Annotated in this window: 26 protein-coding genes and 1 tRNA gene; 19 read left to right on the forward strand and 8 right to left on the reverse strand. The window is 66.4% G+C overall.

Going from position 1 to position 24,651, the window contains the following annotated elements; translation table 11 throughout:
• Window positions 1-36: 36 nt before the first annotated feature.
• From ABL838_RS12705 to ABL838_RS12720, 4 genes are read left to right on the forward strand one after another with little or no spacing between them, the layout of a single operon-like run.
• Entirely contained in the window at window positions 37-1,581 is a 1,545-nt protein-coding gene (locus tag ABL838_RS12705; protein WP_019653176.1) for an acyl-CoA carboxylase subunit beta, read from the forward strand.
• 20 nt (window positions 1,582-1,601) lie between these two features.
• Window positions 1,602-3,650 (forward strand): acetyl-CoA carboxylase biotin carboxylase subunit, encoded by a 2,049-nt coding sequence (gene accC / locus ABL838_RS12710; protein WP_184638649.1) that lies wholly within the window; start codon window positions 1,602-1,604, stop codon window positions 3,648-3,650.
• The gene (gene bioB / locus ABL838_RS12715; RefSeq protein WP_126018707.1) at window positions 3,650-4,678 is read left to right on the forward strand and encodes a biotin synthase BioB; all 1,029 of its coding nucleotides are present in this window, start codon (window positions 3,650-3,652) and stop codon (window positions 4,676-4,678) included. Before accC ends, bioB begins: the two co-directional genes overlap by 1 nt.
• Window positions 4,675-5,166, forward strand: coding sequence for a VOC family protein (locus ABL838_RS12720; RefSeq protein WP_184638646.1), 492 nt, complete (start codon window positions 4,675-4,677; stop codon window positions 5,164-5,166). The genes bioB and ABL838_RS12720 overlap by 4 nt, the downstream gene beginning before the upstream one ends.
• Here the strand turns inward: ABL838_RS12720 and ABL838_RS12725 are convergent.
• Window positions 5,156-5,653 (reverse strand): Lrp/AsnC family transcriptional regulator, encoded by a 498-nt coding sequence (locus tag ABL838_RS12725; RefSeq protein WP_126018711.1) that lies wholly within the window; start codon window positions 5,651-5,653, stop codon window positions 5,156-5,158. The genes ABL838_RS12720 and ABL838_RS12725 overlap by 11 nt on opposite strands.
• Before the next feature lie 116 nt (window positions 5,654-5,769).
• On the opposite strand from ABL838_RS12725, the gene yedA reads away from it, so the two are divergent.
• The gene (gene yedA, locus ABL838_RS12730; protein ID WP_184638643.1) at window positions 5,770-6,681 is read left to right on the forward strand and encodes a drug/metabolite exporter YedA; all 912 of its coding nucleotides are present in this window, start codon (window positions 5,770-5,772) and stop codon (window positions 6,679-6,681) included.
• Window positions 6,682-6,789: 108 nt separating this feature from the next.
• Here yedA and ABL838_RS12735 read toward each other — a convergent pair whose 3' ends face one another.
• The 4 genes from ABL838_RS12735 to ABL838_RS12750 form a co-directional block, all read right to left on the reverse strand.
• A complete protein-coding gene (locus tag ABL838_RS12735; RefSeq protein ID WP_369658488.1) occupies window positions 6,790-7,428 on the reverse strand; it encodes a LysE family translocator in 639 nt (212 codons plus the stop codon).
• Window positions 7,425-8,063: an RnfABCDGE type electron transport complex subunit B gene (locus ABL838_RS12740; protein WP_418125539.1), complete on the reverse strand. Its 639-nt coding sequence runs from the start codon at window positions 8,061-8,063 to the stop codon at window positions 7,425-7,427. Before ABL838_RS12740 ends, ABL838_RS12735 begins: the two co-directional genes overlap by 4 nt.
• A gap of 25 nt (window positions 8,064-8,088) precedes the next feature.
• Window positions 8,089-9,495: a polyhydroxyalkanoate depolymerase gene (locus tag ABL838_RS12745; RefSeq protein WP_184638637.1), complete on the reverse strand. Its 1,407-nt coding sequence runs from the start codon at window positions 9,493-9,495 to the stop codon at window positions 8,089-8,091.
• A 157-nt stretch (window positions 9,496-9,652) separates the two neighbouring features.
• Window positions 9,653-10,849: an amino acid aminotransferase gene (locus tag ABL838_RS12750; RefSeq protein WP_126018722.1), complete on the reverse strand. Its 1,197-nt coding sequence runs from the start codon at window positions 10,847-10,849 to the stop codon at window positions 9,653-9,655.
• Window positions 10,850-10,954: 105 nt separating this feature from the next.
• Between ABL838_RS12750 and uvrB the strand changes: the two genes are divergently transcribed.
• The 10 genes from uvrB (at window position 10,955) to ABL838_RS12800 (ending at window position 19,691) form a co-directional block, all read left to right on the forward strand.
• A complete protein-coding gene (uvrB, locus tag ABL838_RS12755) occupies window positions 10,955-13,072 on the forward strand; it encodes an excinuclease ABC subunit UvrB (protein WP_369658486.1) in 2,118 nt (705 codons plus the stop codon).
• A 234-nt stretch (window positions 13,073-13,306) separates the two neighbouring features.
• Window positions 13,307-13,843 carry a Fe-S cluster assembly transcriptional regulator IscR gene (gene iscR, locus ABL838_RS12760; protein WP_007828186.1) on the forward strand — a complete coding sequence of 179 codons (537 nt, stop codon included), beginning with the start codon at window positions 13,307-13,309 and terminating at the stop codon, window positions 13,841-13,843.
• Window positions 13,844-13,933: 90 nt separating this feature from the next.
• Window positions 13,934-15,154, forward strand: a complete 1,221-nt coding sequence (locus ABL838_RS12765) for an IscS subfamily cysteine desulfurase (protein ID WP_418125540.1) — start codon at window positions 13,934-13,936, stop codon at window positions 15,152-15,154.
• 65 nt (window positions 15,155-15,219) lie between these two features.
• Window positions 15,220-15,645: a Fe-S cluster assembly scaffold IscU gene (iscU, locus tag ABL838_RS12770; protein WP_418125541.1), complete on the forward strand. Its 426-nt coding sequence runs from the start codon at window positions 15,220-15,222 to the stop codon at window positions 15,643-15,645.
• A 1-nt stretch (window position 15,646) separates the two neighbouring features.
• Entirely contained in the window at window positions 15,647-15,970 is a 324-nt protein-coding gene (gene iscA, locus ABL838_RS12775) for an iron-sulfur cluster assembly protein IscA (RefSeq protein WP_418125542.1), read from the forward strand.
• Window positions 15,971-16,038: 68 nt separating this feature from the next.
• A complete protein-coding gene (gene hscB / locus ABL838_RS12780; RefSeq protein ID WP_418125543.1) occupies window positions 16,039-16,557 on the forward strand; it encodes a Fe-S protein assembly co-chaperone HscB in 519 nt (172 codons plus the stop codon).
• Window positions 16,558-16,561: 4 nt separating this feature from the next.
• Window positions 16,562-18,424 (forward strand): Fe-S protein assembly chaperone HscA, encoded by a 1,863-nt coding sequence (hscA, locus tag ABL838_RS12785; RefSeq protein WP_418125544.1) that lies wholly within the window; start codon window positions 16,562-16,564, stop codon window positions 18,422-18,424.
• Window positions 18,425-18,433: 9 nt separating this feature from the next.
• Window positions 18,434-18,772, forward strand: coding sequence for an ISC system 2Fe-2S type ferredoxin (gene fdx, locus ABL838_RS12790; protein WP_176667554.1), 339 nt, complete (start codon window positions 18,434-18,436; stop codon window positions 18,770-18,772).
• Window positions 18,773-18,812: 40 nt separating this feature from the next.
• Window positions 18,813-19,529 carry a DNA polymerase III subunit epsilon gene (dnaQ, locus tag ABL838_RS12795; RefSeq protein ID WP_418125545.1) on the forward strand — a complete coding sequence of 239 codons (717 nt, stop codon included), beginning with the start codon at window positions 18,813-18,815 and terminating at the stop codon, window positions 19,527-19,529.
• Between the two features lie 87 nt (window positions 19,530-19,616).
• Window positions 19,617-19,691 (forward strand) — tRNA-Val (locus ABL838_RS12800).
• A 92-nt stretch (window positions 19,692-19,783) separates the two neighbouring features.
• Here the strand turns inward: ABL838_RS12800 and ABL838_RS12805 are convergent.
• A complete protein-coding gene (locus tag ABL838_RS12805; RefSeq protein ID WP_418125546.1) occupies window positions 19,784-20,167 on the reverse strand; it encodes a hypothetical protein in 384 nt (127 codons plus the stop codon).
• Window positions 20,158-20,760 (reverse strand): N-acetylmuramoyl-L-alanine amidase, encoded by a 603-nt coding sequence (locus ABL838_RS12810; RefSeq protein WP_418125547.1) that lies wholly within the window; start codon window positions 20,758-20,760, stop codon window positions 20,158-20,160. Before ABL838_RS12810 ends, ABL838_RS12805 begins: the two co-directional genes overlap by 10 nt.
• 261 nt (window positions 20,761-21,021) lie before the next feature.
• On the opposite strand from ABL838_RS12810, the gene ABL838_RS12815 reads away from it, so the two are divergent.
• The 4 genes from ABL838_RS12815 (at window position 21,022) to ABL838_RS12830 (ending at window position 23,516) form a co-directional block, all read left to right on the forward strand.
• Window positions 21,022-21,144, forward strand: a complete 123-nt coding sequence (locus tag ABL838_RS12815) for a stereocilin (RefSeq protein WP_126018747.1) — start codon at window positions 21,022-21,024, stop codon at window positions 21,142-21,144.
• Between the two features lie 40 nt (window positions 21,145-21,184).
• Window positions 21,185-22,288 (forward strand): NAD(P)/FAD-dependent oxidoreductase, encoded by a 1,104-nt coding sequence (locus ABL838_RS12820; protein WP_418125548.1) that lies wholly within the window; start codon window positions 21,185-21,187, stop codon window positions 22,286-22,288.
• Window positions 22,289-22,445: 157 nt separating this feature from the next.
• Window positions 22,446-22,742 (forward strand): glycine zipper domain-containing protein, encoded by a 297-nt coding sequence (locus ABL838_RS12825; RefSeq protein ID WP_125949733.1) that lies wholly within the window; start codon window positions 22,446-22,448, stop codon window positions 22,740-22,742.
• A gap of 60 nt (window positions 22,743-22,802) precedes the next feature.
• Window positions 22,803-23,516 (forward strand): phage holin family protein, encoded by a 714-nt coding sequence (locus ABL838_RS12830; protein WP_184638625.1) that lies wholly within the window; start codon window positions 22,803-22,805, stop codon window positions 23,514-23,516.
• 21 nt (window positions 23,517-23,537) lie between these two features.
• Here the strand turns inward: ABL838_RS12830 and ABL838_RS12835 are convergent, their stop codons facing one another.
• Window positions 23,538-24,623, reverse strand: coding sequence for a quinone-dependent dihydroorotate dehydrogenase (locus ABL838_RS12835; protein ID WP_418125549.1), 1,086 nt, complete (start codon window positions 24,621-24,623; stop codon window positions 23,538-23,540).
• Window positions 24,624-24,651 lie beyond the last annotated feature (28 nt).

Here is a 24,651-nt window from a genome sequence, read left to right on the forward strand (position 1 = left end):
ACACGGAATCCAGGACCACAGCTTCGAAAGCACACCATGCAAGAACTGATCGAACAACTCGAAAAGCGCCGCGCCCAGGCGCGTCTCGGCGGCGGGCAGAAGCGCATCGACGCGCAGCACGCCAAGGGCAAGCTCACGGCGCGCGAGCGCATCGAGCTGCTGCTCGATGACAACACCTTCGAAGAGTGGGACATGTTCGTCGAGCACCGCTCGGTCGATTTCGGCATGGCCGAGCAGAAGGTGCCGGGCGACGGCGTGGTCACCGGCTACGGCATGATCAACGGCCGCCTGGTGTTCGTGTTCAGCCAGGACTTCACCGTCTTCGGCGGCGCGCTCAGCGAGGCGCATGCCGAGAAGATCTGCAAGGTGATGGACCAGGCCATGAAGGTCGGCGCACCGGTCATCGGCCTGAACGACTCCGGCGGCGCGCGCATCCAGGAAGGCGTGGCCTCGCTCGGCGGCTATGCCGACGTGTTCCAGCGCAACGTGATGGCCTCGGGCGTGGTGCCGCAGATCAGCATGATCATGGGCCCCTGCGCCGGCGGCGCCGTGTATTCGCCGGCCATGACCGACTTCATCTTCATGGTGAAGGACTCCAGCTACATGTTCGTCACCGGCCCCGAGGTGGTGAAGACCGTCACGCATGAAAGCGTGACCGCCGAGGAACTGGGCGGCGCCATTACCCACACCACCCGCAGCGGCGTGGCCGACATGGCCTTCGAGAACGACGTGGAGGCGCTGATGATGCTGCGTCGCCTCTACAACTACCTGCCGCTGAACAACCGCGAGAAGCCACCCGTGCGCCTGGGCAACAACGGCCTGGGCGACCCGGCCGACCGGCTCGACTACTCGCTCGACACGCTCGTGCCCGACAACCCGAACAAGCCCTACGACATCAAGGAACTGATCCTGAAGGTGGTGGACGACGGCGACTTCTTCGAGTTGCAGCCCGACTACGCGAAGAACATCGTGATCGGCTTCGCCCGCATGGAAGGCCAGACCATCGGCATCGTCGCCAACCAGCCGCTGGTGCTGGCGGGCTGCCTCGACATCAAGAGCAGCATCAAGGCCGCGCGCTTCGTGCGCTTCTGCGATGCCTTCAACATCCCGGTGGTCACCTTCGTCGACGTGCCCGGCTTCATGCCCGGCACCGGCCAGGAGTACGGCGGCATCATCAAGCACGGCGCCAAGCTGCTGTACGCGTACGCCGAGTGCACGGTGCCGAAGATCACCGTCATCACGCGCAAGGCCTATGGCGGCGCCTACGACGTGATGGCCTCCAAGCACCTGCGCGGCGACGTCAACCTCGCCTGGCCGCGCGCCGAGATCGCGGTGATGGGCGCCAAGGGCGCGGTGGAAATCATCTTCCGCGAGGACAAGAACGACCCCGAGAAGCTCGCCGCCCGCGAGGCCGAGTACAAGGCCCGCTTCGCCAACCCCTACGTGGCGGGCGCGCGCGGCTACATCGACGACGTGATCCTCCCGCACGAGACCCGCAAGCGCATCTGCCGCTCGCTGGTGATGCTGCGCGAGAAGAAGCTCGAGAACCCGTGGCGCAAGCACGGCAACATCCCGCTGTGAGCGAAACGGAGAAGAAGAACATGTTCAAGAAGATCCTGATCGCAAACCGTGGCGAGATCGCCTGCCGCGTCATTCAAACGGCCAAGAAGATGGGCATCCTCACCGTCGCCGTCTATTCCGACGCCGACAAGGAAGCCCGCCATGTCGAACTCGCCGACGAGGCCGTGCACATCGGCGCCGCGCCCAGCCGCGAGAGCTATCTGCAAGCCGACCGCATCATCGCGGCCTGCAAGAAGACCGGGGCCGAAGCGGTGCACCCGGGCTATGGCTTCCTGTCGGAGAACGAGGCCTTCGCCCGGCAGGTCGAGGAAGAGGGCATCGCCTTCATCGGGCCCAAGCACTATTCGATCGCGGCCATGGGCGACAAGATCGCCTCGAAGAAGCTCGCGAACGAAGCCAAGGTCAACACCATTCCGGGCTGGAACGACGCCATCGAGACGGCGGAGCGCGCGGTGGAGATCGCCAGGGACATCGGCTATCCGGTGATGATCAAGGCCTCGGCCGGCGGCGGGGGCAAGGGCCTGCGCGTGGCCTTCAACGACAAGGAGGCCTTCGAGGGCTTCACTTCGTGCCGCAACGAAGCGCGCAACAGCTTCGGCGACGACCGCGTGTTCATCGAGAAGTTCGTCGAGGAGCCCCGCCACATCGAAATCCAGGTGCTGGGCGACTCGCACGGCAACGTCATCTACCTGAACGAGCGCGAGTGCTCCATCCAGCGCCGCCACCAGAAGGTGATCGAGGAGGCGCCGTCGCCCTTCATCAGCGACGCCACGCGCAAGGCGATGGGCGAGCAGGCCGTGGCGCTGGCCAAGGCGGTGAAGTACCAGAGCGCGGGCACGGTGGAGTTCGTGGTCGGCAAGGACCAGAGCTTCTACTTCCTCGAAATGAACACCCGCCTGCAGGTGGAGCACCCGGTGACGGAGTGCATCACCGGCCTCGACCTGGTGGAGCTGATGATCCGCGTGGCCGCCGGCGAGAAGCTGCCGCTCACGCAGGAGCAGGTGAAGCGCGAGGGCTGGGCCATCGAGTGCCGCATCAACGCCGAAGACCCGTTCCGCAACTTCCTGCCTTCCACTGGCCGGCTGGTGAAGTTCCAGCCGCCGGGCGAGACCATGTTCGCGAGCGACACGCAGCGTCTGAACGGCGTGCGCGTGGACACCGGCGTGTACGAGGGCGGCGAGATCCCGATGTACTACGACTCGATGATCGCCAAGCTCATCGTGCACGGAAAGGATCGCCAGCACGCGATCGCCCGCATGCGCGAGGCGCTCAACGGCTTCGTGATCCGCGGCATCAGCAGCAATATCCCGTTCCAGGCGGCGCTGCTGGCCCATCCGAAGTTCGTGGCGGGCGACTTCAACACCGGCTTCATCGCCGAGCACTACGGCAAGGGCTTCCACGCGGAGGACGTGCCGCACGCCGATCCCTCGTTCCTGGTCGCGCTGGCGGCGTACGTGCATCGCCGCTACCGTGCACGGGCTTCCGGCATCAGCGGGCAGCTCGAAGGGCATGGCGTGAAGGTGGGCGAGCAGTTCGTCGTGGTCGAGCTGGGACACGAGGGCAAGCATGTGCACCACCCGGTGTCCGTCTCCGACTTCCACGGCAAGACCGGCGCGAGCTCGGTGACCGTGAACGGCAAGACCTACAAGATCGACAGCAGCCTCGCGCTGGGTTCGATCCGGGTGCAGGGCATCGTCAACGACAGGCCTTTCACCGCGCAGGTGGAGCGTGGCGCGGGCAAGAACCCGCTGGCGCTTCGTGTGTCGCACGACGGCACGCAGATCGAGGCGATGGTGCTGTCGCCGCTGGGCGCGCGGCTGCTCGAACTCATGCCCTACAAGGCGCCGCCGGACCTCAGCAAGTTCCTGATGTCGCCGATGCCGGGGCTGCTGGTGGAGGTGTCGGTGCAGCCGGGGCAGCAGGTGCGCGCCGGCGAGAAGCTGGCCGTCATCGAGGCGATGAAGATGGAAAACGTGCTGTTCGCCGCGCAGGACGGCGTGGTGGGCAAGATTTCGGCGAACAAGGGCGAGTCGCTCGCCGTCGATCAGATCATTCTGGAGTTCAACTGATGGGGGCCAACGACTTTCAACAGGCAGTCACGCTGCATCGCCCGGCCAAGATCGCGACGCCGCAGGGCCCGTGGTCCGTCGAGGCGATCCAGGCGCTGCTCGACAAGCCGCTGATGGACCTGCTGTTCGAGGCGCAGACCGTGCACCGCCAGCATTTCCCCGAAGGCGACATCGAGCTGGCGACGCTGCTGTCGGTGAAGACCGGCGGCTGTCCCGAGAACTGCGGCTACTGCCCGCAGTCGGCCGAGTTCGACACCGGCGTGAAGGCGCAGAAGCTCATGGAGGTCGACGAGGTGGTCCGCGCCGCGCAGGCCGCGAAGGACGCCGGCGCCACGCGCTTTTGCATGGGCGCCGCATGGCGCGCGCCCAAGGACCGCGACGTCGAGAAGGTGGCGGTGCTGGTCGAAGCCGTGAAGGGGCTGGGCATGCAGACCTGCGCCACGCTCGGCATGCTGGAGCCGCATCACGCGCACCAGCTGAAGGCCGCCGGCCTCGACTACTACAACCACAACCTCGACACCGCGCCCGAGTACTACACCGACGTGGTCGACACCCGCACTTATCAAGATCGGCTCGACACGCTGGCCAACGTGCGCAGCGCCGGCATCAGCGTGTGCTGCGGCGGCATCGTCGGCATGGGCGAGCAGCCGGTGCACCGCGCGGGGCTGATCGCGCAGCTGGCCAACCTGAATCCGTATCCGGAATCGGTGCCCATCAACAGCCTGGTGCGCGTGCCCGGCACGCCGCTGGCCGACTCGGAGCCGGTCGATCCCTTCGACTTCGTGCGCATGATCGCGGTGGCCCGCATCACCATGCCTACCGCGCGCGTGCGGCTGTCGGCCGGCCGCCAGCAGATGGGCGACGCGGTGCAGGCGCTGTGCTTCATGGCGGGCGCGAATTCGATCTTCTACGGCGACAAGCTGCTGGTCACCGGCAACCCCGACGTCGAGGCCGACACGGTGCTGCTGCGCAAGCTCGGCCTGAATTCGCGCCAGGTGCAGGAGCAGGCGGAAGGGTGCGCAGCATGACCGCCGCTACCGAGCGCCCCTTCAAGGTGCTGGGCATCCAGCAGATCGCCATCGGCGGGCCCGACAAGCTGCGGCTGCAGAAGCTGTGGGTCGACATGCTGGGGCTTGAAGTCACCGGCACCTTCAGGAGCGAGCGCGAGAACGTCGACGAAGACATCTGCGCGATGGGCGTGGGGCCCTTCAAGGTCGAGGTCGACCTGATGCAGCCGCTGGACCCCGAGAAGAAGCCTGCTGTTCACACCACGCCGCTGAACCACGTCGGCCTGTGGATCGACGACCTGCCCAAGGCCGTCGAATGGCTCACCGCGCAGGGTGTGCGCTTCGCGCCGGGCGGCATCCGCAAGGGCGCGGCGGGCTTCGACATCTGCTTCCTGCACCCGAAGGCGAACGACGAATTCCCGATCGCGGGTGAGGGCGTGCTCATCGAGATGGTGCAGGCGCCGCCCGAGGTGGTGGCGGCCTTCGGCGCGCTGGCCGCTACGCGTTGACGATCTTCTTGATGGGCGGCTTCACGTCCGAACTGCGCGGCGGCAGCATCGGCTGGTGCTCGCGCGCCGGGTTCAGGATGATCGAAGTCGCCGTCTCGGTGAGGATGCAGAACTTGGTGACCACCGCGTCGAGGTGGCTCACATCGATCACCGCGATTTCGAGGATCCAGCTGTCCTCGCCGGTCACGTTGTAGGCATTGACGCACTCGGGCGTCTCCTGCACCAGCTTGACGACGAGGTCGTAATCGGCGCGGCCGACGCGAATGATGGCGCGGATACCGTAGCCCAGCTTGCCGAGGTTGACGGTGGCGCGGTAGCCGCTGATGACGCCGGCCGCCTCCAGCTTCTTCACGCGCTCGGTCACGGCCGGCTGGCTCAGGTGCACACGGCGGCCCAGTTCGGCCATGGTCAGGCGTGCGTCGGCCTGCAGCTCGGCGAGGATGCGGGTGTCGTGGGCGTCCAGGGCGGGGTTCAAGGAAAAGTCCATGCAAGTCCTTCAATTTGACGGTGAAGCGGTGGCAGAACCATGAAAACTGCATGGCTGCGGGAGGATGGCTTTCATACCATGACCGGCACTCGATACCAACAAGAGACGCCATCGACATGCCGACCCTCGCTTCTCCCGCCCAAGCCGCATCCGGCACCGCCCGTCACGGGCTGCCGCCGCTGCTGTGGCTTTGCCTCGCCGCCACATGGGTGGTGTGGGGCTCCACCTATCTCGCGATCAAGTACGCGCTGATCAGCTTTCCGCCCTTCCTGCAGATGGGCTCGCGCTTCCTGGTCGCGGGCGTGCTGCTGGCGGCCTGGATGCGCTGGCGCGGGGCGCCGTGGCCCTCGCTCGTGCAGTGGCGCAATGCGCTGATCGTCGGCGCGCTGATGCTGGGCGGCGGCATGGGCGGCACGGCCTACGCGGAGGTGTCGATCGGCTCCGGTCTGGTGGTGGCGTTCATCGCGGTGATCCCGCTGCTGATCGCGTTGCTCAACCTGATCTGGGGCGTGAAGCCATCGAAGCTGGAGGCCGCCGGCATCGCGCTCGGCCTCGTCGGCGTGCTGATGCTCACGCAGGGCAGCGGATTCCGCTCGTCGCCAGAAGGCCTTGTCGCCATCTGCATCGCCACGGCCTGCTGGTCTCTGGGCAGCGTGCTGAGCCAGCGCAGCCTGCCGCTGGCGCCCGGCGCGATGGGCTTCGCGAGCGAGATGCTCTGCGGCGGCGTGGTGCTGATGGGGCTCGCGGCCGTGTCCGGCGAAACCATGAGCTGGCCGCCTCAGCCCGAAGCGCTCGCCGCCTGGGTCTACCTGGTGGTGTTCGGCTCGCTGATCGCCTTCAACGCCTACATGGTGCTGCTGGCCAGGGCTCCGGCCGCGCTCGCCGCGAGCTACACCTTCGTCAACCCGGTGATCGCGATGCTGCTGGGCGTGTGGATCGCCAACGAGGCCGTGACCCGCTTCGAGTGGTACGCCGTGGCCGTGGTGCTGGCCGGCGTGCTGCTGATGCTCTTCAAGCGCAGAGGTTGAACCGGGCTGGTCAGGAACACCGCGGAACCGGCTCCGCCGGGCCGCAGGTGTTGTCCCCGGAAGGGGGGCGCAGCGACACGAAGTGCGCGAAGCCTGGGGGGAGCCTTGCTATGCGCCGGGGCGGCGCCACACGGCCAAAGTAGCCGCGAGCAGCCACATGCCGGCTGCGCAGCCGCGGTTCATCAGCCTGATGCCCCGCTGCGAGAGGAAGCGCACGGCCTGCGTGCCGGCGCCCGCGTAGGCCAGCATCACGCAGGTGTCGAGCACGACGAACACGGCGCCGAGCAGCAGGTATTGCGGGCCCTGCGGCTTCGTGATGTCGACGAACTGCGGCAGGAAGGCCGCGAAGAACAGCACCGTTTTCGGGTTCGACAGCGCCACCGCGAGGCTGCGCACGAGGGCGATGCGCCCCTGCGGCCGCATCTCGAGCGGCGACTTGGCCAGCGCGGTGCGCAGGTCGGTCGCCTCGCTGCGCCAGAGCTTGATGCCCAGCCACACGAGGTAGGCGACACCGGCCACACGGATGGCATTGAAGAGCCATTCGGAAGCCGCCAGCAGCGAACCCAGTCCGAGCGCCACGACCGCGATCAGCGTGATGCTGCCAAGCGATGCCCCGGCAATGCCCCAGCTCGCGCGGCGCATGCCGCCTTCGATGCCGTTGGACAGCGCCAGCAGCATCGTCGGCCCCGGAATCAGGGCCAGCGCGAGCGAAGCGATCACGTAGATGAGCAGGGTGTCGAGCGTCATAGTTTGGCAGCCGGAGGGCGTCGTTGTTGGGAGGCGGCGCGGGCGCGCGCCAGGGCGGCTTCGACGACGGAGCGCTTGCGGGCGTCGGCGTCTTGCGGCGCATTTTCGGGCTCGGGGGCGGTTTCGGCCAGCCGGGCGTCGGTGTTGCGGTGCCTGCCGTGCACCTCGTAGCGGCTGCGCGCGCTGCGGGCCTGCTCGGCCGACCAGGCCTGCCAGCCGCTGAGGCCCGGCGTTTCCACTTCGAGCGAGATGCAGTCGACCGGACAGACCGGAATGCACAGCTCGCAGCCCGTGCAGTGGGCTTCGATCACCGTATGCATGCGTTTGTTGATGCCGACGATGGCGTCTGTGGGACAGGCGTCGAGGCACAGCGTGCAGCCGATGCACCAGGCCTCGTCGATGACGGCCATGGCGCGCGGGCCTTCGGTGCCGAACCGGGGATCGAGGGGCAGGGCGGGGCGGCCGGTGATGCGGGAGAGCCGCTCTATGCCTTCCGCGCCGCCGGGCGGGCACTGGTTGATGCCGGCCTCGCCGTCGGCCACGGCCTGCGCGTAGCCTGCGCAATCCGGGTAGCCGCAACGTGTGCACTGCGTCTGAGGCAGTGCGTCGTTGATCCGTGCGGCGAGCCCGTTCACTTTGCGTTGTCGATGCGCTGCCGCTTCAGCGGGCGGTGCGCTTCTTCGCCGCCACGGTCGCGGCCTTCTTCACCGGCGCCTTCTTGGCGGCCACGGAGGCGGGGATCCTGCGGCCGGGTTTGACGGTGTCTTCGGCACCCAGGCCGCCGCGGCTGCTGGCACGGCTTTGCGGCTGGTCGTTGGCCGCGATGAACTTCAGCACCTTCGGATAGACCAGTTCGCGCCAGCGGCGGCCGCTGAAGATGCCGTAGTGGCCGGCGCCCTTGACCTCGTAGTGCTCGCGCTTGTCGTCGGCGATGCCGGTGCACAGGCTGTGCGCGGCCTCGGTCTGGCCCGAGCCGGAGATGTCGTCGAGCTCGCCTTCGACCGTCAGCAAGGCGGTGGCGTGGATGTCCTGCGGCCGCACGCGCTCCACCTGGCCCTTGGGGTTGCGGACGTCCCAGGTGCCGTTGACCAGGTCGAACTCCTGGAACACCGTGCGGATGGTCTCGAGGTAGTAATCGGCGTCCATGTCGAGCACGGCGTTGTACTCGTCGTAGAACTTGCGGTGGGCCTCGGCGCTGGCGTCGTCGCCCTTGATGAGGTCCTTGAAGTAGTCATAGTGGCTGCTGGCGTGGCGGTCGGGGTTCATCGCCACGAAGCCGGTGTGCTGCAGGAAGCCGGGGTAGACCTTGCGGCCCGCGCCGGGGAAGCCCTGTGGCACGCGATAGATCACGTTGTTCTCGAACCACTCGAAGCTCTTGTTCATCGCGAGGTTGTTCACCGCCGTGGGCGACTTGCGAGCGTCGATGGGGCCGCCCATCATGGTCATGGTGAGCGGCAGCGGTTCGCCGCGGCTGGCCATGAGCGACACGGCAGCGAGCACCGGCACCGTCGGCTGGCACACGCTCACCACGTGGCAGTTGCCGTACTCGGCCTGCAGCCGGCGGATGAATTCCTGCACGTAGTTGATGTAGTCGTCGAGGTGGAACTCGCCCTCGGCCAGCGGCACCATGCGCGCGTTCTTCCAGTCGGTGATGTAGACCTTGTGGTCCTGCAGCATGGTGCGCACCGTATCGCGCAGCAGCGTGGCGTAGTGGCCCGACAGGGGAGCCACGATCAGCACCACGGGCTGGCTCTTGAGCGTCTTGAGGATGTGCGGCTCGTCGGTGAAACGCTTGAAGCGGCGCAGCTCGCAGAAGGGCTTGTCGAGCTCGACGGCTTCCTGGATCACGACCTCCGCGCCGTCGACCTTGACGGACTTGATGTTGAACTCGGGCTTCTCGTAGTCCTTGCCCAGCCGGTAGAGCAGGTCGTAGCTCGCGGCCATGCGCTGGGAGATCGGAAGCTGGCCCCACACGGCACCGGGGCTGTAGAGCTTGGAGGCCGCCTGTGCGAAGTCCGCGAAGGGCTCCATCAGGGAACGCTGGGCTTCGTAGAGTTGATAGAGCATCGGAGTCTTGGAGTGGAATGTTGCGGCGCAATATATCAGCGCATCCGCTGCATTGCAGGAGGCCTAACCCCTACATTCACCCGCCGCCGGGGCTCTTCTCGGAGGGAGTGTGAAGGAATCGTCGCCCCGGGCGGATTCCCTCACACATTGCTGTCACCTAGATGACTTTGGCGATCGAAGCGCAGACGTGCCCGATGTTCTTGCTGTTGAGCGCGGCCACGCACATGCGGCCGGTGTCGGTGCCGTACACGCCGAACTCGTTGCGCAGGCGGACCATCTGGTCCTTGGTGAGGCCCGAGTAGCTGAACATGCCGATCTGGGTGGTGATGAAGCTCATGTCTTCCTTCACGCCGGCGGCCTTCAGGCCGTCGACCAGCGCCTGGCGCATGGCCTTGATGCGCACGCGCATCTCGCCCAGTTCTTTCTCCCACAGGGCGCGCAGCTCGGGGTTGCCGAGCACCGCGGCCACCACGGCGCCGCCGTGCGTGGGCGGGTTGCTGTAGTTGGTGCGGATGGCGATCTTGAGCTGCGACAGCACGCGGCCGGCTTCTTCCTTGTTCTCGCACAGCACCGACAGGGCGCCTACGCGCTCGCCGTACAGGCTGAAGCTCTTGGAGAAGGAGGTCGAGACGAAGAAGGTCAGGCCGGCTTCGACGAACTTGGCGACGGCGGCGCCGTCTTCCTTCAGGCCGTAGCCGAAGCCCTGGTAGGCCATGTCGAGGAAGGGCACCAGGCCCTTGGCCTTGACGGCGGCGACCACCTGGTCCCACTGGGCCGGGGTGATGTCGTAGCCGGTCGGGTTGTGGCAGCAGGCGTGCAGCACGACGATGGTGCCGGCGGGGGCTGCGTTGAGGGCGGCCAGCATGCCGTCGAAGTTGATGCCGCGCTTTGCGGCGTCATAGTAGGGGTAGCTCTCGACTTCGAAGCCGGCGTTGGTGAAGAGCGCGCGGTGGTTTTCCCAGCTCGGGTCGCTGATCAGCACCTTGGCGTTGGGGTTGAGCTTCTTCAGGAAGTCGGCGCCGACCTTCAGGCCGCCAGTGCCGCCGATGGCCTGGATGGTGGCCACGCGGCCGGAGGTGACGGGTTCGCTGTCGGCACCGAAGACCAGCGCCTTGACGGCGTTGTCGTAGGCGGCGATGCCGTCGATGGGGAGGTAGCCGCGCGCGGTGGGCGCCTTCATCATGTTCTGCTCGGCCGCCTGCACGCACTGCAGCAGGGGCAGCTTGCCGTTGTCGTCGTAATAGACGCCGACGCCGAGATTGACCTTGTTGGGGTTGGTGTCGGCTGCGAATTGTTCGTTGAGGCCGAGGATCGGGTCGCGCGGTGCCATTTCGACCGCGGTGAACATAGACATGGAAAGGTCCTTTGGGATGAAAGCTGCGCTGCAACCGGATGTGGCTTTATGCTTTCCGGTTGCCTTGAATTTTACCGGCGCGAGCGCCACCTGTCGGGAACAGCCATGCCAGACAACAACGAAGCCATAGCAGACCTGAAGAAACTCGACCCGATCGGGCCGGCGAAGCAGGGCGAGTTCGTCAAGTTCCCGGGCTCGCCCTTCGAGCTCTACCAGCCCTATCCGCCGGCCGGCGACCAGCCCACGGCCATCGAGGGGCTGGTGGAAGGCGTGAAGGACGGCGAGTCGTTCCAGACCCTGCTGGGCGTCACCGGCTCGGGCAAGACTTTCACCATGGCCAACGTGATCGCCCGGCTGGGGCGTCCGGCCATCGTGTTCGCGCCCAACAAGACGCTGGCTGCGCAGCTCTACAGCGAATTCCGCGAGTTCTTCCCCAAGAACGCCGTCGAGTACTTCGTCAGCTACTACGACTACTACCAGCCCGAAGCCTACGTACCCCAGCGCGACCTGTTCATCGAGAAGGACTCGTCGATCAACGAGCACATCGAGCAGATGCGCCTGTCGGCCACCAAGAGCGTGCTGGAGCGGCGCGACACGGTCATCGTGGCCACGGTGAGCGCCATCTACGGCATCGGCACGCCCGAGGACTACATGGAGATGCGGCTGATTGCCCGCGTCGGCGACAAGGTCGGCCAGCGCGACCTGATCTCGCAGCTGATCCGCATGCAGTACACGCGCAACGAGCAGGACTTCGCTCGCGGCACGTTCCGGGTGCGCGGCGACACCATCGACGTCTTCCCGGCCGAGCACAGCGAGCTGGCGATCCGCTTCGAGCTGTTCGACGACGAGATCGAGTCGCTGCAGCTCTTCGACCCGCTGACCGGGCGCGTCCGGCAGAAGGTGCCGCGCTTCACGGTGTACCCGTCGAGCCATTACGTGACGCCGCGCGACAAGGTGCTGGCGGCGGTGGAAACCATCAAGCTCGAGCTGGCCGACCGGCTCAAGGAACTCGTCGGCGCCGGCAAGCTGGTGGAGGCGCAGCGGCTGGAGCAGCGCACGCGCTTCGACCTCGAGATGCTTTCGGAAATCGGCCACTGCAAGGGCATCGAGAACTACACGCGCCACCTCTCGGGCGCCGCGCCGGGCGATCCGCCGCCGACGCTGACCGACTACCTGCCGAAGGACGCGCTGATGTTCCTCGACGAGAGCCACCAGATGGTCGGCCAGCTCGGCGGCATGTACAACGGCGACAGGGCGCGCAAGGTCACGCTCGTCGAGTACGGATTTCGCCTGCCGAGCGCGCTGGACAACCGGCCGCTCAAGCTGGAGGAGTTCGAGGCCCGGGTGCGCCAGTGCATCTTCGTCTCGGCCACGCCGGCGCAGTACGAGAAGGACCATGCCGGCAACGTGGTCGAGCAGTTGGTGCGGCCCACCGGGCTGATCGACCCCGAGGTCGAGGTGCGCCCCGCCACGCACCAGGTGGACGATGTGCTGGGCGAAATCCGCACCCGCGTCGAGAAGAACGAGCGCGTGCTGATCACCACGCTGACCAAGCGCATGGCCGAGCAGCTGACCGACTACCTGGGCGACAACGGCGTGAAGGTGCGCTACCTGCACAGCGACGTCGACACGGTGGAGCGGGTGGAGATCCTGCGCGACCTGCGCCTGGGCACTTTCGACGTGCTGGTGGGCATCAACCTGCTGCGCGAGGGGCTGGACATTCCGGAGGTGTCGCTGGTGGCGATCCTCGACGCCGACAAGGAAGGCTTCCTGCGCGCGGAGCGCTCGCTGATCCAGACCATCGGCCGCGCCGCGCGGAACCTGAACGGCAAGGCCATCCTGTACGCCGACAGGATGACCGACTCGATGAAGAAGGCCATCGGCGAAACCGAGCGCCGCCGCGCCCGGCAGATCGCCTACAACGAGGCCAACGGCATCACGCCGCGCAGCATCGTCAAGCAGGTGCGCGACCTGATCGACGGCGTCTACAGCGAAAAGAGCGGCAAGGAAGCGGCCAAGCTCGACCTGGAGCGCGCCAAGGTCGAGGACATGAGCGAGAAGGACATCGCCCGCGAAATCAAGCGGCTCGAGAAGCAGATGCTGGAGCACGCACGCAACCTCGAATTCGAGAAGGCAGCCCGGGTTCGCGACCAGCTGGCGCTGCTGCGGGAGCAGGCGTTCGGGGCCTCTGGCGGCGACAACATCGCAGGTCTGGCGCAGTAAGCCGGACGTTCGCATCTCCCCGCAAACCCGCGCTGGGGTTTACCCGAGCAGACCTCGGGGGCTTCTGTTATACTTGAGCGAAATACTCAACAACAAAGAGAAGAACTTCGCGATGAAGGACCGACTCCTACCGGCTGGTTCACCAGCGTCAGGGGTCGGGCAGGGCGGAGACGAGGTCACCGCGGTCCTGGACCAAGGTGTCATTTCAACGGTAAGCACTTGAAGGAGCTTGCGATGCGTCTCACTACCAAAGGCCGTTTTGCGGTCACAGCCATGATCGATCTGGCGTTGCGTCAGAACACCGGTCCGGTCACGCTGGCCGCGATCAGCCAGCGGCAGCAGATCTCGCTGTCGTACCTCGAACAGCTGTTCGGCAAGCTGCGCCGCCACGAGCTGGTCGAGTCGACCCGCGGCCCCGGGGGCGGCTACAGCCTCGGCCGCAAGGCAGCGGACATCACCGTGGCCGACATCATCGTCTCCGTCGATGAGCCCATCGACGCCACCCAGTGCGGCGGCAAGGAAAACTGCCTCGGCGAAGCCGGCCGCTGCATGACTCACGAGCTCTGGGCCTCTCTGAACCAGCGCATGGTCGAGTTCCTCGACTCCGTCACCCTGCAGAAGCTGGTCGACGACCAGATCGCCAAGGGCGTGCAGATCGAGAACAAGCCGGTCGTCAAGCGCGCCATCTCCGCGCAGCCGGTGGTCAAGCCGATTCGCGTGAACGCGCCGAATTCGGTGTTCGCGCTCGGGAACGCATTCGCGAAGTCCTGAAAGCGCTGAGTCAGAGTCCCGGCGGCGCCTTCGGGCGCCGGCCTGAGCAGCCCAGATCAAAGAACAACCCCACGCCAGCACGAGCCAGCCATGGACGTAACTCCTCATTTCCCGATCTATCTCGATTACGGCGCGACCACGCCGGTCGACCCCCGTGTGGTCGACGCCATGATTCCCTGGTTGCGCGAGCACTTCGGCAACCCGGCATCGCGCAGCCACGCATGGGGCTGGGAGGCTGAAGAGGCGGTCGAGAAGGCGCGCGGCCAGGTGGCGGAGCTGATCAACGCCGACCCGCGCGAGATCGTCTGGACCTCGGGCGCCACGGAGTCGATCAACCTCGCCCTGAAGGGCGCGGCCAATTTCTACAAGGGCAAGGGCAAGCACCTCATCACCCTGAAGACCGAGCACAAGGCCGTGCTCGACACCATGCGCGAACTGGAGCGCCAGGGCTTCGAGGTCACCTACCTCGACGTCGAGGAAAACGGCCTCGTCGACCTCGAAAAGTTCAAGGCAGCGATCCGCCCCGACACCATCCTGGTCAGCGTGCTCTTCGTGAACAACGAGATCGGCGTGATCCAGGACGTGGTCTCCATCGGCAACATCTGCCGCGAGAAGGGCATCGTCTTCCACGTCGATTCGGCCCAGGCCACCGGCAAGATCGATATCGACATCACGAAGCTGCCCATCGACCTGATGAGCCTGGCCTCGCACAAGACCTATGGCCCCAAGGGTATCGGCGCCCTGTACGTGCGCCGCAAGCCGCGCGTGCGCCTCGAGGCGCAGATGCACGGTGGCGGCCATGAGCGCGGCATGCGTTCGGGCACGCTGCCCACGCACCAGATCGTCGGCATGGGCGAGGCCTACCGCATCGCCAAGCTGGAGATGCACAAGGACATCGAACACGCGCGCCGCCTGCAGAAGCGCCTGCTCGACGGCCTGAAGGACATCGAGCAGGTGTTCATCAACGGCGACCTCGAGCACCGCGTGCCGCACAACCTGAATATGAGCTTCAACTACGTCGAGGGCGAGTCGCTGATCATGGGCATCAAGGGCCTGGCGGTGTCGTCGGGTTCGGCCTGCACCTCGGCCAGCCTGGAGCCCAGCTACGTGCTGCGCGCCCTGGGCCGCAGCGACGAACTGGCCCACAGCAGCCTTCGCATGACCATCGGCCGCTTCACGACCGAAGAAGAGATCGACTACGCCATTTCGACCATCAAGCACAACGTTGCCAAGCTGCGCGAGCTGAGCCCCCTGTGGGAGATGTTCCAGGACGGCGTCGACATCAGCACGATCCAGTGGTCGGCCCACTGACGCGAAGAGCGGCAGGTCAGGCCCGCACCCGGCACCACGATTGAACAAAGTTTGAGAGGTACACCATGGCATATTCTTCCAAGGTCATCGACCACTACGAGAACCCGCGCAACGTCGGCTCCTTCGAAAAGGGCGACGACTCCGTCGGCACCGGCATGGTCGGCGCGCCGGCCTGCGGCGACGTGATGAAGCTGCAGATCAAGGTCAACCCAGAAACCGGCGTGATCGAAGACGCACGCTTCAAGACCTACGGCTGCGGCTCGGCCATCGCCTCGTCGTCGCTCGTGACCGAATGGGTCAAGGGCAAGACGCTCGACGAAGCGGCTGCGCTCAAGAACGCGCAGATCGCCGAGGAACTGGCGCTGCCGCCGGTGAAGATCCACTGCTCCATCCTGGCCGAGGACGCCATCAAGGCAGCGGTGAACGACTACAAGGCCAAGCACGGCGCGAAGACCGAATCCGCTGCCGGCGCCGCCGAAGCTGTCCACTGACATGGCCGTCACGCTGACCGAAGCCGCTGCCCGACACGTCACCCGCTACCTCGGCAAGAGGGGCAAGGGGCTGGGCGTGCGGCTGGGCGTGAAGACCACGGGCTGCTCGGGCTTGGCCTACAAGCTCGAGTATGTGGACGAGCTGACGCCTGAGGACGTGGTCTTCGAGGACCATGGCGTGAAGGTGCTGGTCGATCCGAAGAGCCTCGCCTACATCGACGGCACGCAGCTCGACTTCGTGCGCGAGGGCCTGAACGAGGGCTTCAAGTTCAACAACCCCAACGAGCGCGACCGCTGCGGTTGCGGGGAAAGCTTCCGCATCTGAGTTGATGCGCCGTCGCTGACTGCGACCACAGCCGCCAACATGTCATGTGCTGGCGGTTTTTTCTTGCCATGAACCTGAACGACACCGACTTTCAACTGTTCGCCGTCCCGGCGACCTTCGCGCAGGACCGCACAGTGCTCGACGCGCGCTGGAAGGAACTGCAGCGCGAGGCCCACCCGGACCGTTTCGCCGCGCAAGGCGCCGCAGCGCAGCGCGTGGCCATGCAGTGGTCGGTGCGCATCAACGAGGCCTACCAGCGGCTGAAGGACCCGATCCGCCGCGCCAGCTACATCTGCGAGCTGAATGGCGCGCCGCTCGATGCCGAGAACAACACGGCGATGCCGTCCGATTTCCTGATGCAGCAGATGGAGTGGCGCGAGGCGCTCGACGACGTCGCCGATATCGCTTCTCTCGAAAAGCTCAACGCCGAAGTCGAGGCCGGCCGCACCCGTGCGCTCTCGTCGCTCGACTGGCTGATCGACGAGAAGGGTGACTACCCGGCGGCGGCCAGGCAGGTGAGAGCCCTCATGTTCATTGAGCGCTTCGCGCAGGACGTCGAAGCCAAGTTCGATCAGTTGGGACAATAACGGCATGGCTCTTCTCCAGATTTCAGAACCCGGCCAGGCGCCCGACCCGCATCAGCGCCGCATCGCCGTGGGCATCGACCTCGGCACCACGCATTCGCTGGTGGCCTCGGTGCGCAACGGCGTGGCCGAATGCCTGCCCGACGACCAGGGCCGCCTGCTGCTGCCTTCGGCCGTACGCTACCTCGAGGGCGATCGCCGCCAGATCGGCTTCGACGCGCTGGCCGCTCGCGCACAGGACCCGGCCAACACCATCACTTCGGTGAAGCGCCTCATGGGCCGCGGCCTGGCCGACATCGCGAACCGCGAGTCGATGTCGTACCGCATCGGCAGCGGCGACGGCGGCATGGTCAAGGTGCAGACGCTGGCAGGCGAGAAGTCGCCGGTCGAGATCAGCGCGGAAATCCTTGCCACGCTGCGCTTCCGCGCGGAAGACACCTTCGACGACGAGCTCTACGGCGCCGTCATCACCGTGCCCGCGTATTTCGACGAAGGCCAGCGCCAGGCGACCAAGGACGCGGCGCAGCTCGCCGGCCTCAACGTGCTGCGCCTGATCAGCGAGCCGACGGCCGCGGCCATCGCCTATGGCCTGGACAACGCGAGCGAAGGTGTCTATGCGGTCTACGACCTCGGCGGCGGCACCTTCGACATCTCGATCCTGCGTCTCACACAGGGCGTGTTCGAGGTGATCGCCACCGGCGGCGACTCGGCCCTCGGCGGCGACGACTACGACCATGCGCTGGCCGACTTCGTGCTCGCGCAGACGGGCGTGCAAGCCGCCAGCGATGCCGACAAGGCTGCGCTGCTCGTGGCCGCGCGTGCCGCCAAAGAGGCGCTGACCGATTCGGAGACGGTCGTGTTCAAGGCCCAGGTCGCAGGCAAGACGATTTCGTTCGAAGTCACGCGCGAGCAGTTCTACGCCGCCACGCAGCCGCTCACCGACCGCACCATCGCCGCCGTACGCAAGGCGCTGCGCGACGCGAAGCTCAAGGCCGAGGAGCTCAAGGGCATCGTTCTGGTCGGTGGCTCCACGCGCATGCCGCAGATCCGCCGCGCGGTGGCCGATTTCTTCGGCCGCGAGCCGCTGGTCAACCTGAACCCCGACGAAGTCGTGGCGCTGGGCGCCGCCATCCAGGCCAACCAGCTGGCCGGCAACAACGGTGCGGGCGAACTGCTGCTGCTCGACGTGATCCCGCTGTCGCTCGGCATCGAGACCATGGGCGGCCTCGTCGAGCGCATCGTGCCGCGGAACCAGACCATCCCGACTGCGATGGCGCAGGACTTCACCACCTACCAGGACGGCCAGACCGCATTGGCGCTGCACGTGGTGCAGGGCGAGCGCGACCTGGTGTCCGACTGCCGCAGCCTCGCGCGCTTCACGCTGCGCGGCATTCCGCCGATGGCGGCCGGCGCCGCGCGCATCCGCGTGACCTTCACGGTCGACGCCGACGGCCTGCTGAGCGTGAGCGCGAAGGAGCAGACCAGCGGCGTCGAGGCCAGCGTGGCGGTCAAGCCCTCGTACGGCCTGTCGGACGACCAGATCGCGACCATGCTGCAGGAGAGCTTCTCCACCGCCCAGCAGGACATGCAAGCCCGCGCGCTGGTCGAGGCGCGCGTCGATGCCGACCGCATGCTGCTGGCGACGCAGAGCGCGATCGATGCCGACGGCGACCTGCTGAGCGACGAAGAGCGCGCGGCCATCGATGCATCGATGGCCCAGTTGCGCGAAGCCGTCAAGGGCAGCACGGACGCCGCCACCATCGAAGCCGCGACCAAGAAGCTGGCCGACGACACAGAGGCCTTCGCCGCACAGCGCATGAACGCGGGCATCGCGCGCGCGCTCGCCGGGCGCAAGGTCGAATCTCTCTAGAACAACAGCATGCCCACGATCAAGATCTACCCGCATCCCGAGTACTGCCCCGAAGGTGCAGAAATCACCGCGCCCGCCGGCACCTCGATCTGCGAGGCGCTGCTCGACAACCACATCGACATCGAGCACGCCTGCGAGATGAGCTGCGCCTGCACCACCTGCCACGTGATCGTGCGCGAGGGCTTCAACTCGCTGAACGAGGCGGAAGAGGGCGAAGAAGACCTGCTCGACCGCGCCTGGGGCCTGGAGCCGCAGTCACGCCTGAGTTGCCAGGCGATCCTGGCGCAGGAGAATGTGACGATCGAGATCCCCAAGTACACGATCAACCACGCCAAGGAAAACCACTGATGCGCGCACGCGCCGCAGTGCGAAGCACGGAGGTACTCCAATGACCCGCCAGATCGTCTTGGACACCGAAACCACCGGTCTTTCCGCCGAGAACGGCGACCGCATCATCGAACTCGGCTGCGTGGAGCTGTTCAACCGCAAGCTCACCGGCAACGACCTGCACATCTACTTCAACCCCGAGCGCGAGAGCCACGAGGACGCGCTCAAGGTCCACGGCCTGACGACCGACTTCCTGCGCGACAAGCCGAAGTTCGGCACGCTGGCCAACGACATCGTCGAGTACCTGCGCGACGCCGAGATCATCATCCACAACGCGGCGTTCGACGTCGGCTTCCTCAACAAGGAGTTCGAGCGCGTGGGCCTGCCGCCGCTGCGCACTTTCGTCAGCGAAGTGACCGACACGCTGGCGATGGCCAAGCAGGTGTACCCGGGCAAGCGCAATTCGCTCGACGCGCTGTGCGACCGCTTCGGCGTCGACCGCTCCAACCGCACCTTCCACGGCGCCAAGCTCGACGCGCAGTTGCTGGCCGATGTCTACATCAACCTCACGCGCGGGCAGGACGCGCTGCTCATCGACGTGGCGGCCGCGGAGCCAGTGCAGGGGACGACCGTCGTTGCCGTCGACCTGAGCCAGTTCGAACTGCCGGTGATCATGGCGGCCGAGCACGAGCTGACCGCGCACGAGGCCGTGCTGGCCCAACTCGACAAATCCAGCGGTGGCCGAACGCTGTTTCGCGAAAACATTGCAGTTTCTTGAAAGCAGCTGAAAAGCTATGGCATAATCTGAGGCTTCGCAGAACGCGATACGTTTTCTAGGCACTGAAGCAAAAAGCAGCGGTGCCGAGGGCGGTTAGCTCAGGGGTAGAGCACAGCATTCACACTGCTGGGGTCGGAGGTTCGAAGCCTCCACCGCCCACCAATCAAAAAGCGACCTGGATTTCCGGGTCGCTTTTTTGTTTTGTGCGCCGAGAGGGGCTTCGGTTCGCCTCTCTCTGCTTCTCTATCCGTTGACTACTTCGTGGCGCCGAAGAGGTCGCCGCAGTTGTCGCACGCGAAGTACAGCTTCTGCTCTGCGCACTGCACCGAACCCGTCGCACCGGCGCGGATCTGCCAGTCGCACGATTTGCCCTGTCTCACAAGCGTGCCTTCGGCGTAGCAGGGCGCCACTTCGTAGTTGTCGTGCAGCGTCTTGTAGTCGACCTCGCGTGCCTTCGAGAAGAACTCGCGCGCCTGTCCATGGCTGCGTGGCACGTCGGAGCTGCGGCAGGTGGCCGGCGAGTCGGAGTGGAAGTCCGCAACGTAGATGTTGCTGAAAGCGGTGTCGCGAGTCGTCGCGCAAGAGGAAAGCAGCACGGCCCCGATTGCGAGACCCACCGCGCGGAGTCTCACTTCCATATCGCCGAACTCGCTTCGCTAGGGTTCTTGTACGACACCGTCGGATGCCGGTAGACATCTTCCGGCTTGAGATTGAACTGCGCATACAGCACCTCGATGAGCCACTGCAGCGAGCTGTTCTGCGCAGCGGTCACGGCCTCGTAGTTCTTGTCGTCGATGTGCATGCCGACCAGCTCGATGCCGATCGAGTCGCTGTTCACCGGATAGCGGTCCGGATACGGCTTCGCGCGCTCGTGCGCGTCGATGGCGTTGATCTGGTTGACCCACGACATCGCCAGCATCTTTGCCATTGCACCCGTGTCGCAACTGCTCTTGTTGATGGTCAGGCACTTCGACTTGATCAGCTTGCCGACGTGATAGCAGCGCGCGAGAACGCTTGCCGTCTGGTAGATCTGGCCGTTCTTGTCGATGAGGAAGTGGGCGCCGTTGCCGCCCACCTGGTAGCCGTTGAGACTGGATTCGGCGGTGCCCGAGTCGGTCTGGTGGACGACGATGGCGAGCACGCTGGGAAGGGTGCCGTGTTCGATTCCCGGTGATCGTCGCAGGATCACCTTGGGGTCGATCAGCATCCCGTTTGCATCGATGGTGGACATTTCTCTCCCTGAAGAAAGTGACGCGATGACGGTTGCCTGCCGTGCTCCGGCAGCACGGGCCAGTACAACACATCCACCGTCGATGCCCAAGTCGCAGGAAGTAGTAACGCGACCTCCGGGCGACGATCCTGCAACAGTCGTCATTACCGTGTCACGAAGCTCGTGTTGCCCGTTGTCGGCCCGCGCCGACGGCAGATGCAGCCCGCAGCTGTCGAATTTCTCGCACCGATGACCTAGAACCATTTGGAAAGGAGCGCAGCCATGGCCACTCATCCCGACATTCCACCGCCCGTCGCGCCCGACCTGCCCGTCGAGCCCGACGAAGGACCCGAGACGCCGCCCGACGAGCCCACCGATCCCGAGCCGCCCCCGTCCGCGCACTGAGATAGCGAAGCTCCCGCGCAAGCCGCGCTAAGCTCGCGCGATGGACGAAATTGATTGCGCCGTCATCGGCGGTGGTGTGGTGGGCTTGGCAGTGGCACGCGCCTTGGCGCTCGCGGGCCGGGAGGTGCTGGTGCTCGAATCCGAAGGAGCCATCGGCACAGGAACGAGTTCGCGCAACAGCGAAGTCATTCATGCCGGCATCTACTACCCGCAGGGCTCGCTCAAGGCGAAGCTGTGCGTCGAGGGCAAGCAGTTGCTTTACGCCTACGCGGCCGAGCGCGGCGTGCCACACCAGCGCTGCGGCAAGCTGATCGTCGCCACCTCGCCCGAGCAGGCCGGCCAGCTCGAAGCCATCCAGCAGAAGGCGGCGGCGAACGGCGTCGATGACCTTGTCCTGCTCACGGCACAGCAGGCCATTGCGATGGAGCCGCAGCTGCACTGCGTGGCTGCGCTGCATTCGCCCAGCACCGGCATCGTCGACAGTCATGCCCTCATGCTGAGCTTGCTGGGCGATCTGGAGAACGCGGGCGGGATGCTGGCGCTGAAGTCGCCGATCACGCGCGCGGAGTGCGGTGATGGCGCCATCGTGCTGGCGGCCGAAGACGGCACCGTGCTGCGCTGCCGCAGCGTGGTCAATGCGGCGGGCCTCGGGGCCCCGGCATTGGCCCGGCGCTTCAAGGGCCTGCCGCCGTCGTCGGTGCCGAAGGAGTACTTCGCCAAGGGCAACTACTTCACCCTGTCGGGGCGTGCGCCGTTCGGCCGGCTCGTCTACCCCGTGCCCGAGCCGGGCGGGCTGGGCGTGCATCTCACGATCGACCTGGGCGGCCAAGCCAAGTTCGGGCCGGACGTGCAATGGGTTTCATCGCCCGGCGAACTGGTGGTGGATCCCTCGCGCGGCGAGGGTTTCTACTCCGAAGTCCGCAAGTACTGGCCCGCGCTGCCGGATGGCGCGCTGATTCCGGGCTATGCGGGCATGCGGCCCAAGATTTCGGGGCCCGGCGAGCCGGCCGCCGACTTCATGATCGACGGGCCCGCATCGCACGGTGTGCCGGGGCTGGTGAACCTGTTCGGCATCGAGTCGCCCGGCCTCACGAGCAGCCTGGCCATCGGGCTGTACGTCGCCCGGCTGCTGGCCGAAGCATGACTGCGGAGGGGCAGGCGTCAGCCGATACCCATCGTGCGACAAAGTCTGCACATCTGTAGCGCCTGAGGGCCTTTCGAGCCTGTAACATGACAGCACGCCACTTGCTGGCGCGAAGCCGCCGGCGCGGTGCCGGTGTCATCACGGAGGAAAGTTTCCAATGAGTGCATCCCAAAATCTTGAAGCGGCAGCCGAAGACATTGCAAGCGACGTGCGCGGCGTGCTGGCGAGCAAGGACCTGGATTCGGTTCCCCACATCAAGGCGCTGCGCCAGCGCATCGACACCAAGCTGGCCATCGCACGCGAACTCGCGGCGGAGAAGAGCAAGCTCGCCGCCAAGAAGGCCCGCGAAGCGGCCAGCTCCGCCAACGCCTACGCCCACGACGAACCATGGCAGATCGCCGGCGCCGCATTGGCCGTCGGCGTGCTGGTGGGCCTGCTGCTTGGCCGCCGCTGACCCGGTAGTGCACGGCAGCAGCGGCGTTCCCGTTCACCCGGGCATGACAGGGGCCAGCCGATGAGGCTGCTCTCCCTGTTCGGACTGAACGCCCGCATCCGTCGGCTGCGCATCGCCGCGGCCGAGGGCGCCCTGGCGGCCGAGGACCGGGTGCAACTGCTGCGCATGGCCTGGGAAGACGAGAAGCAGCGGCTAAAGCTGATGCTCGTCCTCGGCTTGGCCGTGCTGGGGCTGACCACGGTCACGGTGGCTCTGCTGTCCGTGGCGGTGGTGGTGAACTTCTGGGACACGCCTCACCGCGTCACCGCCGCATGGTCGGTGGCTGGCGTATGGATCGCGCTCTGGCTGGCGGCCGTCATCGGGCTGCTGCTGACCCTGCGCAATGCGTCCAACAGTTTCGTGCCTGCTCGCCGGGAGTTCGAGCGTGACTGGGCCTGGGCCCAGGAGCGTTTCGGCCTCGGCAAGGACCCAGGGGAGGACGAGGAAGCACCGCGCCGCGTTCGCCGTCCGGCCACGCGCGAAGAACTGCTTGCTCGCATGGAGATCCAGCGCCAGCGCATCGCGACGATGCAGGGCGGGCGCGAGACTCAGCCCGCGCCCGAGGCGGATGCCCCTCCGCCCAACGAGTCCGCCGCCGCTGCCGCGCTGCGCATCGCGCGTGCGCACCCGGTGGCCACCGGCGTCGTCGCGGCGGCTGCCGTGGTGGTGATCCGGCCGAAGCGTCTGCTGCGCTGGGCTGCGGTCATTGCGCCAGTGCTCTGGCGCATGCGCTGAGAGACTGAGGAGAAAAGGCGCTCAGGCCTTGCTGCCGCGATCGCGCAGCAGCGCCTGGGTCGCTTCGCGGACCAGCGCCGGGCCGCGATAGATCAGGCCGGTGTAGATCTGCACCACGTCCGCGCCTGCGGCGATCTTCGCCTTGGCATCGGCGCCGCTGAGGATGCCCCCCACGCCGATGATCGGAAAGTCCTTGCCCAGCGCCGCACGCAACTGCGCGACCACGCGGTTGCTGGCCTCGCGCACCGGTGCGCCCGACAGGCCTCCCGCTTCCTCCGCATGAGGCAAGCCCTTTACCGCATCGCGCGCCAGCGTGGTGTTGGTCGCGATCACGCCGTCCATGCCGTGGCGCTTGAGCGTGGCGGCGATCACCGAGACCTGTGCTTCGTCGAGGTCGGGCGCGATCTTCACGAAGAGCGGCGAGCGCTTGCCGCCATGGCGCGTGGTCAGGGTTTCGCGCCGATCGGCCACTGCGCCGAGCAGGGCGTCGAGGGCTTCGTCGCTCTGCAGCGAGCGCAGGTTGGCGGTGTTGGGGCTGGAGATGTTGATCGTCACGTAGTCGGCATGCGGGTACACGCCGTCGAGGCAGGCCAGGTAGTCGTCCACCGCGCGCTCGATGGGCGTGGCGGCGTTCTTGCCGATGTTGAGGCCCAGCAGCATCGGCGACTTGGCACTGCTGGCGTTCTTGCGGAAGCGTGCCTTCTGCACGTTGGCCAGGAAGGCGTCCAGCCCCTCGTTGTTGAAGCCCAGCCGGTTGATCAGCGCGTCGCGCTGGGGCAGCCGGAACATGCGCGGCTTGGGGTTGCCCGGCTGGGCCTTCGGCGTCACCGTACCGACCTCGACGAAGCCGAAGCCCATGGCGGAGAAGGCGTCGATGCAGCGGGCGTTCTTGTCCAGCCCGGCCGCCAGGCCCACGCGGTTGGGAAAGGTCAGGCCGGCGAGCTCGACGGGATCGTCGACGCGCGGTGCCGAATAGGCGCAGGCCAGGGGCGTGTTCTGGGTGCGCGCCAGCCCGTCCAGCGTGATTTCATGGGCGTGTTCGGGGTCGAAGCCGAACAGGAAGGGGCGGGCCAGGCCGTAGAGCGAGGAGGGCATCAGCAGGGGCATCGGATAATTCGGGGCTTCAATGAGCCAA

It is taken from the genome of Variovorax sp. 160MFSha2.1 (assembly GCF_048305075.1).
Lineage (GTDB): Bacteria > Pseudomonadota > Gammaproteobacteria > Burkholderiales > Burkholderiaceae_C > Variovorax > Variovorax guangxiensis.

Bases quoted from the DNA above. Each gene is read 5' to 3' on its own strand.
- iscA (WP_418125542.1), top strand. From the start codon at position 15,647: ATGGCCGTCACGCTGACCGAAGCCGCTGCCCGACACGTCACCCGCTAC.
- ABL838_RS12835 (WP_418125549.1), bottom strand. From the start codon at position 24,623: ATGCCCCTGCTGATGCCCTCCTCGCTCTACGGCCTGGCCCGCCCCTTC.
- ABL838_RS12750 (WP_126018722.1), bottom strand. From the start codon at position 10,849: ATGTCTATGTTCACCGCGGTCGAAATGGCACCGCGCGACCCGATCCTC.
- ABL838_RS12725 (WP_126018711.1), bottom strand. From the start codon at position 5,653: ATGGACTTTTCCTTGAACCCCGCCCTGGACGCCCACGACACCCGCATC.
- ABL838_RS12720 (WP_184638646.1), top strand. From the start codon at position 4,675: ATGACCGCCGCTACCGAGCGCCCCTTCAAGGTGCTGGGCATCCAGCAG.
- ABL838_RS12810 (WP_418125547.1), bottom strand. From the start codon at position 20,760: ATGTCCACCATCGATGCAAACGGGATGCTGATCGACCCCAAGGTGATC.
- fdx (WP_176667554.1), top strand. From the start codon at position 18,434: ATGCCCACGATCAAGATCTACCCGCATCCCGAGTACTGCCCCGAAGGT.
- bioB (WP_126018707.1), top strand. From the start codon at position 3,650: ATGGGGGCCAACGACTTTCAACAGGCAGTCACGCTGCATCGCCCGGCC.
- ABL838_RS12705 (WP_019653176.1), top strand. From the start codon at position 37: ATGCAAGAACTGATCGAACAACTCGAAAAGCGCCGCGCCCAGGCGCGT.
- ABL838_RS12805 (WP_418125546.1), bottom strand. From the start codon at position 20,167: ATGGAAGTGAGACTCCGCGCGGTGGGTCTCGCAATCGGGGCCGTGCTG.
- ABL838_RS12765 (WP_418125540.1), top strand. From the start codon at position 13,934: ATGGACGTAACTCCTCATTTCCCGATCTATCTCGATTACGGCGCGACC.
- uvrB (WP_369658486.1), top strand. From the start codon at position 10,955: ATGCCAGACAACAACGAAGCCATAGCAGACCTGAAGAAACTCGACCCG.
- yedA (WP_184638643.1), top strand. From the start codon at position 5,770: ATGCCGACCCTCGCTTCTCCCGCCCAAGCCGCATCCGGCACCGCCCGT.
- ABL838_RS12830 (WP_184638625.1), top strand. From the start codon at position 22,803: ATGAGGCTGCTCTCCCTGTTCGGACTGAACGCCCGCATCCGTCGGCTG.
- hscB (WP_418125543.1), top strand. From the start codon at position 16,039: ATGAACCTGAACGACACCGACTTTCAACTGTTCGCCGTCCCGGCGACC.
- ABL838_RS12820 (WP_418125548.1), top strand. From the start codon at position 21,185: ATGGACGAAATTGATTGCGCCGTCATCGGCGGTGGTGTGGTGGGCTTG.
- dnaQ (WP_418125545.1), top strand. From the start codon at position 18,813: ATGACCCGCCAGATCGTCTTGGACACCGAAACCACCGGTCTTTCCGCC.
- accC (WP_184638649.1), top strand. From the start codon at position 1,602: ATGTTCAAGAAGATCCTGATCGCAAACCGTGGCGAGATCGCCTGCCGC.
- ABL838_RS12815 (WP_126018747.1), top strand. From the start codon at position 21,022: ATGGCCACTCATCCCGACATTCCACCGCCCGTCGCGCCCGACCTGCCC.
- iscR (WP_007828186.1), top strand. From the start codon at position 13,307: ATGCGTCTCACTACCAAAGGCCGTTTTGCGGTCACAGCCATGATCGAT.
- ABL838_RS12745 (WP_184638637.1), bottom strand. From the start codon at position 9,495: ATGCTCTATCAACTCTACGAAGCCCAGCGTTCCCTGATGGAGCCCTTC.
- ABL838_RS12825 (WP_125949733.1), top strand. From the start codon at position 22,446: ATGAGTGCATCCCAAAATCTTGAAGCGGCAGCCGAAGACATTGCAAGC.
- ABL838_RS12735 (WP_369658488.1), bottom strand. From the start codon at position 7,428: ATGACGCTCGACACCCTGCTCATCTACGTGATCGCTTCGCTCGCGCTG.
- iscU (WP_418125541.1), top strand. From the start codon at position 15,220: ATGGCATATTCTTCCAAGGTCATCGACCACTACGAGAACCCGCGCAAC.
- hscA (WP_418125544.1), top strand. From the start codon at position 16,562: ATGGCTCTTCTCCAGATTTCAGAACCCGGCCAGGCGCCCGACCCGCAT.